The 7,890-nt window shown below is 74.2% G+C and carries 6 protein-coding genes; all 6 read left to right on the top strand.

Features of this window, described 5'->3' with window-relative positions; all coding sequences use genetic code 11:
- Positions 1-223: 223 nt before the first annotated feature.
- Positions 224-697, top strand: a complete 474-nt coding sequence (locus FL311_RS38550) for a chemotaxis protein CheW (protein WP_141332646.1) — start codon at positions 224-226, stop codon at positions 695-697.
- Entirely contained in the window at positions 694-2,463 is a 1,770-nt protein-coding gene (locus FL311_RS38545) for a protein-glutamate O-methyltransferase CheR (RefSeq protein WP_141332645.1), read from the top strand. Before FL311_RS38550 ends, FL311_RS38545 begins: the two co-directional genes overlap by 4 nt.
- A complete protein-coding gene (locus FL311_RS38540; protein ID WP_141332644.1) occupies positions 2,463-3,074 on the top strand; it encodes a chemotaxis protein CheW in 612 nt (203 codons plus the stop codon). The genes FL311_RS38545 and FL311_RS38540 overlap by 1 nt, the downstream gene beginning before the upstream one ends.
- Positions 3,071-4,714, top strand: coding sequence for a methyl-accepting chemotaxis protein (locus FL311_RS38535; RefSeq protein WP_141332643.1), 1,644 nt, complete (start codon positions 3,071-3,073; stop codon positions 4,712-4,714). Before FL311_RS38540 ends, FL311_RS38535 begins: the two co-directional genes overlap by 4 nt.
- Positions 4,714-6,978, top strand: coding sequence for a response regulator (locus FL311_RS38530; RefSeq protein WP_141332642.1), 2,265 nt, complete (start codon positions 4,714-4,716; stop codon positions 6,976-6,978). Before FL311_RS38535 ends, FL311_RS38530 begins: the two co-directional genes overlap by 1 nt.
- A partial coding sequence (locus tag FL311_RS38525; RefSeq protein ID WP_141332641.1) for a chemotaxis protein CheB occupies positions 6,975-7,890 on the top strand: 916 nt, incomplete at its 3' end. The genes FL311_RS38530 and FL311_RS38525, both read left to right, overlap by 4 nt.

The following is a 7,890-nucleotide window of genomic DNA, read 5'->3' as shown; positions in this document are numbered from 1 at the left end:
GGGTGGCTCGCTCACGGGGATGCGCGAAGGAGGCTCTCACAGGTCCGGCGCTCCGGGGGCCCCTTCCCCGGGGGGCGGGCTCGCCGGCCCACTCCTCCGGGAGACAGGGGGACACGGGCGGTGAGACACGGGGCTTGCGCCATTGGGCACTGGTGGACAGAGGACGTGCGGGGTCCACGCCGGGTTCGACAGCCCGCAAACCAGCGTCTATGTCCTCCCTTGCATGGTGTCCGCTCCGCGAGAGGTGCTGCTGTTCACCCTGGCAGGTCAACGCTACGGCCTCCCCACCGAGGACGTGCGTGAGCTGGTGCGCGCCGTGCGCCTGACACCCCTGCCCCAAGCACCGGATGTCGTCGAGGGACTGCTCAACCTGCACGGTCAGCTGCTCCCCGTGCTCGACCTGCGCCGGCGCTTCCGGCACCCCGCCCGGCCCCTGTCCTCCTTCGACCACCTCATCATCGCCCAGGCCGGCCCTCGACAGGTCGCCCTGCGCGTGGACCGCGCCGAGGGCCTGCGGGTGGTCGCACCCGAGGAGTGGGACGAGACGCCCCGCGAGCTGCCCGGCGTCGGCTACGTCACCGGCGCCGCCAAGCTGGAGGACGGCCTGGTCCTGGTCCACGACCTGCGCGGGTTCCTCTCCGAGGCCGAGTCCCTGGCCCTGGACGCGGCGCTCGCGTCCTCGACGGAGCGTGCGTGAGGCAAGGGCCGTGGAGCCATCCGGGCTTTCCCGCCGTGCTCGCGCTCGTCGAGGAGCGCGCGGGGCTCGCTCCACCCTCCTGCCCCGCCTCCGCCGAGGAAGGCATCAGCCGCGCCATGGCTCGCGCCGGCGTCCGGGACTTCGAGACCTATCGCCTGCGCATCAGCGATGACGCGGCCGCGATGGACGACCTGCTCACCGAGCTCACCATCGGTGAGACGTACTTCTTCCGCACCCCCGAGCACTTCGAGCACCTGCGCCGCGTCGTGCTCCCCGGTCTGCGCGAGCGCCATGGACAGGACTACAGCGCGCGCCTGTGGAGCGCGGCGTGCTCGTCCGGCGAGGAGCCGTACTCGCTGGCGGCCCTGATGATGAACGAGGGCTGGGGCCAGCACATGACGGTGCTCGCCACGGACGTGTCGCGCACGGCGCTCGCTCGCGCACGACGCGCGCACTATGGCGAGTGGTCCCTTCGGGGCCCCTGGGCCGAGCGGATGCGCGCGCACCTGCGCCCCGAGGGCCGCCAGTACATCCTGGCTCCCGACGTGAAACAGCACGTGCGCTTCAGCTACCTGAACCTCGCGCTCGACACGTGGCCCTCGCCCGACTCCGGCATCTGGCGACTGGATGTCGTGTTCTGTCGCAACGTCCTCATCTACTTCAACGACGCCACCATCGAGGCCGTGGCCCGCCGCCTCCATGCGTCGCTGGCGGAGGGAGGGTGTCTGTTCACCGGTCCCTCGGACCCGCCGCTCGGGGGGCTGGCTCCGCTGGAGCCCGTGCTCACCGAGTGGGGCGTGTTCTATCGGCGGCTGCCGCCCGGCACCACCGTGGCCGTCCCCGATGGGGCGCCGTTCGGTGCGCACCCGGCGGGTGCGGCGCATGAGGGTCATGGGGCTCGGGCACCGCATGAAACGTGGCCGTCGCAGCCCGTAGGCGGCGCTTGGGCGCATGGCTCGGGCGCTCATCCCGAGGCGGGTGGCGCGGGACAGGGTGGCGCGCTTCAGCGCGAGCAGGGCTCCGCGCGCGATGCCGGCGCCACAACAGGCGATGCCGGTGCGTTTCAGCGCGGGCCGGGCTCCGCGCGCGATGCCGGCGCCGCGACAGGCGATGCCGGTGGTTTTCAGCGCGGGCGGGGCTCCGCGCACGACGCTGGCTCCGTGGGCGCGTTTCCGGGTCAGGCGGGCGCAGTCAACCGCGGGCCGGGCTCCTCGGCCACGGTCGCCGGTGCGAACCCGCGGGGCTCCGCGCCTCGTGGCCCCACCCCCCGGGCCCTCCATCCCACGGAGCTGTCCACCGCGCGTCGCGCGCTGGAGCGCGGCGACTGGCGCGAGGCCGCGACACGGCTGGGCGCGCTGGACCCCGACCCGGACATCGCCACCACCGCCGTGCGCGCCATCGCCAACCTGGATGCCCAGGCCGCCCTCTACGTCAGCGCCGAGGCCGCCACCCGCCATCCGCTCGTGCCCGGCCTGCGCTACCTCGAAGCCCTCCTCCTCCTCGGCCAGGGCCGCCTCCCCGACGCCGAGCGCGCCGTCCGTCAGGCCCTCTACCTGGAGCCCACCCTCGCCGTCGCCTGGCTCGTCCTCGGACGCGTGCTGCGCCGGCTCGGCGACCTCCCCGGCGCCCGGAAGGCCCTGCGCGAGGCCGAGACGCTCTGCGAGGCCCTGCCCCCCGACACCGCCGTGCCACTCGCGGAGGGCGAGCGCGCACGTGAGCTGGCACGCGCCGCCCGTGACGAGCGCGTCCGCATGGAAGGCTCCTGATGCCGCACTCCAAGAACATCGACTGGACCGCCGTCCGGGCCCGGCTCGCCGAGCTGGAGTCCTCTCGCGAGGCCCAGGGTGACCTCACCCCCGAGGAGGAGGCCGCGCTGCTCGACGAGCGCGCCCGCGCCCTCGGCCGCCCCCTCACGCCCGACCTCGCCCCGGACACCCTGCGCGAGGTGGTGAGCTTCCGCGCCTCCGGCCAGACCTACGCCCTGGAGTCCCGGTTCGTGCTCGAGGTCGTCCGCTCCGCGGAGGTCATCCCCCTGCCCGGAGCGCCGCCCGCGCTGCGCGGCCTCACGCTGCTGCACGGGGAGGTGCTCCCCGTCGTCGAGCTGGCCCCGCTCTTCGGCCGCGCGCCGTCGAACGCCGCCGGCCCCCTGCTCGTCGTGGGCACGCACCGGGCCGAGCTGGGCGTGCGCACCGAGGAGGTGCGGGAGGTCACCCAGGTGTCCAGCCTGGACCTGCTGCCCACCCCCGAGGGCCTCGTGGACACCGCCGGCAGTCTGGTGTTCGCCGCCGACAGGGACGGAACTCTCTTGCTGGAGGGCGACGCGTTGCTGAGTGACAGTCGCCTCGTGTTCGATTTGTCCGACGAAGGAGTCGTATGAACATCGGGAACCGCATCGCGGTCGGCTTCGGACTCTCATTGATTGTGCTGCTCATCCTGGCCGTCGTCGCGTTCCAGGGAGCCCGCCAGCTCAACGAGACCACCGAAGGCCTGCTCAAGGCCCACGAGAACTACAAGCTGGTGCGCGAGGTGCGCGCGCTCATCGTCGACGCGGAGACGGGACAGCGCGGCTTCCTGCTCACCGGCGAGGACTCCTACCTGGAGCCCTATCAACAGGCGGTCGCCACGCTCCAGCAGGACATCAACCTGCTGCGCGACGCGATGGCGCCCTTCCGCCAGCAGCGCGACCGCATGGTGCGCCTGGAGCCGCTCATCACGGGGCGGCTGGCCCTGCTCGAGGAGGGCATCCGCCAGCGCCGCGACAAGGGCCTGGAGAACGCGCTGCCCATCGTCCGGGGTCACCGGGGCAAGGAGCTGATGGACCAGATTCGCGGCGTCATCAACGAGATGCTCGCCGAGGAGCAGGAGCGCTGGAAGGAGCACGCCGACGCCGCCCAGGCCGCCGCGCGGCAGATCATGTGGGTGCTCGCCCTCTGCGCCGTGATGGGGCTGCTCATCGTCTCCGTGGGCAGCTACGTCATCACCCGCAGCATCACCGTGCCGCTGCGCCGGCTGATGCTGGGCGTGGAGCAGCTGGGCTCGGGGAAGCTGACCCACCGCATCGACATCAAGGGCCGCGACGAGACGGCGGAGCTGGCGCGCGCCTTCAACGACATGGCCGAGCGCCGCCAGCAGTCCGAGGCGCAGATCGCCCGGCAGTCCGAGCAGCGCGAGCACACGCTGCGCACCGTGGCGGAGTTCGTCAATCAGCTCGCGGGCGCCAGCTCGCAGATTCTCGCCAGCACCACCGAGCAGGTGGCCGGCGCCCAGGAGCAGGGCAGCGCGGTGACGGAGACGGTGAGCACCATCGAGGAGATCACCAAGACGTCCGAGGAGGCCGCCGGCCGCGCGCGCAACGTCAGCGACTCCGCGCGCCACGCCGAGGAGGTGGGCCGCTCCGGCCGTCGCTCCGTGGAGGAGGCCGTGTCCTCCATGGGCACCGTGCGCGAGCAGGTGGAGTCCATCGCCCAGCGCATCCTCGCGCTCGCCGAGCAGGCGCAGGCCATCGGCGACATCATCACCACCGTCAACGACATCTCCGAGCAGACGCACATGCTCGCGCTCAACGCCTCCATCGAGGCCAGCCGCGCGGGGGAGAACGGCCGGGGCTTCGCCGTCGTCGCCGCCGAGGTCAAGGCGCTGGCGGACCAGTCCAAGAAGGCCACCAGCCAGGTGCGGCAGATTCTCGGGCAGATTCAGAAGGCCACGCACGGCGCGGTGATGACCACCGAGGAGGGTACCAAGAGCGTGGCCACCGCCACGCGCGTGGTGTCCGAGGCGGGCGCCACCATCCAGACGCTGTCGGACCTGCTCGCGCAGGCGTCGCTCACCGCCGCGCAGATCGCCGCGTCCGCCAACCAGCAGGCCACGGGCATCGCGCAAATCCGTCAGGCCATGCATGACGTCAACCAGGCCACGCAGCAGGGCCTGTTGTCGTCGCGCCAGACGGAGCGGGCCATGCAGGACATCAACGGCATGGGGCAGAAGCTCAAGGGCCTGCTCGAAGAGTACGGCCGCTGATGGACCGCGACAGGCTCGCCCAGGCGTTGCTCGCCACGTTCCTCGAGGAGCTCGAGGGACATGTGACGTCGCTCAACCGCGACCTGCTCGCGCTGGAGCGGGAGCAGGGGACACCGCCCGCCACCGAGCGGGTGTCGGCGCTCCTGCGCACGCTGCACAGCGTGAAGGGCGCCGCGCGCGCGGCCAGCGCCCTGCTGGTGGAGACGGCCTGTCACCGGCTGGAGGAGGTGCTCGAGCCCCTGCGCGACCGGCGCACCGCGCCTCCGGAGCTGTATGAGCTGTGCTTCGCCGCCGTGGACGCGCTGGACGACGCGGGGCGGCGGCTGGCGTCGCGGCAGGAGCTGACGGGCTCGCCGCTGGAGCTGCTGCTGCCGGACCTGGAGCGCGCGGCCCAGGGCGCGGCGGCGCCGGCGCGTCCCTCGGCGTCGGAGGGCTCGCGCGCGAGCGGGAGCGTGGGCGACACGGGGGCTCCGGGAACCGGCGGTGCGGCGTCCACCCACGACGGGGGGGCCTCACGGTCGCCGGGGGCCGGCGGCGCGGACTCCCCCCGTGACGCGGGGACCTCTCGCGCTCCGGGCGCGGAGCCTTCGGAGCTCTCGTCCGGTGGCGCCGGCCTGGAGACGACGCTGCCGGTGCGCGTGTCCGCGCAGAAGCTGGACGCGCTCTTGTCGCGCAGCGGTGAGCTGCGGGTCGCCGCGCTGCGACTGGAGGGCCGCGCCGAGACACTGGAGGCGGTGCGCGAGGAGCTCTCCCGCGTGCGCGACGCCGTGCGCGGCACCGACGGCGAGGCCGCGCTGCGCCGCGCGGAGACGGAGCTGGCGAGGGTGGCGCGCGAGCTGGCCGCGGACCAACGGGCCCTCGGCGGCGTGGCCACCGGCATGGATGACGAGGTCCGCCGCGCGCGCACCCTGCCCTTCGTCGAAGGCTGCAGCGGCCTGGAGCGCGCCGCGCGCGACGTGGCCCGCTCCGAGGGCAAGAAGGTCCGCCTGGAAATCCAGGGGGGCGCGCTGGAGCTGGACCGCTCCCTGCTCCAGTCCCTGCGCGAGCCGATGCTGCACCTGGTCCGCAACGCCGTGGCGCACGGCCTGGAGTCCCCCGAGGAGCGCGAGCGCGCGGGCAAGCCCGAGGAGGGGCTCGTCACGCTGTCGGCGCGCCTGCGCGGCAGCCGCGTGGAGGTCACCGTGGAGGACGACGGGCGCGGCCTGGACCTCCAGGCGCTGCGCACGCGCGCCCTCGAGCGAGGCATCGAGGTCCCCGAGGACGACGCGGACGCGGCGCGGCTCGCCTTCCACCCGGGCCTGTCCACCACGTCGCGGGTGACGGAGGTCGCGGGCCGGGGCGTGGGCCTGGATGTGGTGCGCACCCAGGTGGAGACGATGCGCGGCACGGTGGAGGTGGCCACCCAGCCCGGCAAGGGCGCGCGCTTCACGCTCGACGTGCCCCTCACGCTGAGCACCCTGCGCGTGCTGCTGGTGTCCACCGGAGGACAGACGCTGGCCCTGGCCAGCGAGGGCGTGGCCCGGCTGGTCCGGCTGGCGCCCGAGGAGGTGCGCGACGTGGAGGGCCGCCCCACCTGGGTGGCCGAGGACGCGCTGGTGCCCCTGGCCTCGCTGTCGGACGTGCTGGGCCTGCCCGCGGGGCCTCCGCGTCAGCGCCGGGGAGCGGTGGTGCTGGCGGCCGGCACCGCGCGCGCCGCGCTGGTGGTGGACGAGGTGCTGGCCGAGCAGGAGGCCCTCGTCCGCGCGCTGGGTCCTCGCGTGCGCCGCGCGCGTCACGTGTCGGCGGCGGCGGTGCTGCCGGACGGACGGCTGTCGCTCCTGCTCAACCCCGCCTCGCTGGTGCGGGCCGCGGGGGGACGACCCTCCACGGCGCTGTTCCCCACCCCGGCGGCCCGGGCGGCGCGGCGGCGCATCCTCCTGGCGGACGACTCGCCCACCACGCGCGCGCTCGAGCAGAGCATCCTGGAGGGCGCCGGCTACGACGTGGTGGCGTGCGCGGACGGGGCCGAGGCCTGGGAGCGGCTGCAGACCGTCGGCGCCGAGGCGCTCGTGCTCGACGTGGAGATGCCACGCATGGACGGCATCGCGCTCACCGAGGCCGTGCGCGCCTCCCCCCGCTTCTCGCGGCTGCCGGTGGTGCTGGTCACCGCCCGGGGCAAGCCCGAGGACAAGGCGCGCGGGCTGCAAGCGGGGGCCAGTGCCTATCTTGTGAAAAGCGCGTTCGACCCGACGAGCCTGCTGGAGACCCTGAGACGACTGCTATGAGGACTGAACCGTTGCGCATCGTGGTGGCCGAGGACTCGCCCACCGCCCGCCGGCTGCTGGTGGAAATCCTGCGCGCCGACCCCGCGCTGAGCGTGGTGGGCGAGGCGAAGGACGGCGTGGAGGCGGTGGAGCTGGCCCAGCGGCTGCGGCCCCACCTGGTGACGATGGACATCCAGATGCCGCGCATGGACGGCCTGGAGGCCACGCGCCGAATCATGACGGAGGTGCCCACCCCCGTCGTCGTCGTGTCCACGCTGGTGGAGCGCGACATCCAGACGTCCATGGCCGCGCTGCGCGCCGGCGCGCTCGCCGTGCTCCAGAAGCCCCTGGGCCCCGAGTCCCTGGACTTCGACGCGGAGAGCCGTCGACTGCGCGACACCCTGAAGGCCATGGCGGAGGTGAAGGTGGTGCGCCGCTGGCCGGACCGGGGCACGACGCCCGTGCCGCCGCCCCTCGCCGCGCCCGCGCCCCGAAAGCAGCCGCCGCCCACGGCGGTGGTGGCGCTGGCGGCGTCGACGGGAGGCCCGGCCGCGCTGTTCCGGCTGCTGTCGGAGCTGCCCTCGGACTTCCCCGCGCCCGTGCTGGTGGTGCAGCACATCGCGCTCGGCTTCGGTCAGGGCCTGGCGTCCTGGCTGGCCACGGCGGGGCCGCTGCCCGTGCGGGTGGCGGAGGAGGGAGAGCTGCTCCTGCCCGGCCACGTCTACCTGGCGCCGGACGACCGACACCTCGGCATCCAGGACGGCCGCGCGCAGGTGTCCAAGGCGGCGCCCGTCAACGGCTTCCGCCCCTCGGCGACGTGGCTGTTCCGCTCGGTGGCCAGGGCGCACGGCGCGGAGGCGCTCGCGGTGGTCCTGACGGGCATGGGCCAGGACGGCCTGGAGGGCGTCCGCGAGCTGCGGGGGGCGGGGGGCC

This window comes from Myxococcus sp. AB025B (genome assembly GCF_006518215.1).
Lineage (GTDB): Bacteria > Myxococcota > Myxococcia > Myxococcales > Myxococcaceae > Myxococcus > Myxococcus fulvus.
This window is presented reverse-complemented; position numbering and strand designations above follow the sequence as displayed.

What these genes read in the sequence shown, in the direction of transcription:
- FL311_RS38535 (WP_141332643.1), top strand. Translation starts at nt 3,071, where the DNA reads ATGAACATCGGGAACCGCATCGCGGTCGGCTTCGGACTCTCATTGATT.
- FL311_RS38530 (WP_141332642.1), top strand. Translation starts at nt 4,714, where the DNA reads ATGGACCGCGACAGGCTCGCCCAGGCGTTGCTCGCCACGTTCCTCGAG.
- FL311_RS38550 (WP_141332646.1), top strand. Translation starts at nt 224, where the DNA reads ATGGTGTCCGCTCCGCGAGAGGTGCTGCTGTTCACCCTGGCAGGTCAA.
- FL311_RS38540 (WP_141332644.1), top strand. Translation starts at nt 2,463, where the DNA reads ATGCCGCACTCCAAGAACATCGACTGGACCGCCGTCCGGGCCCGGCTC.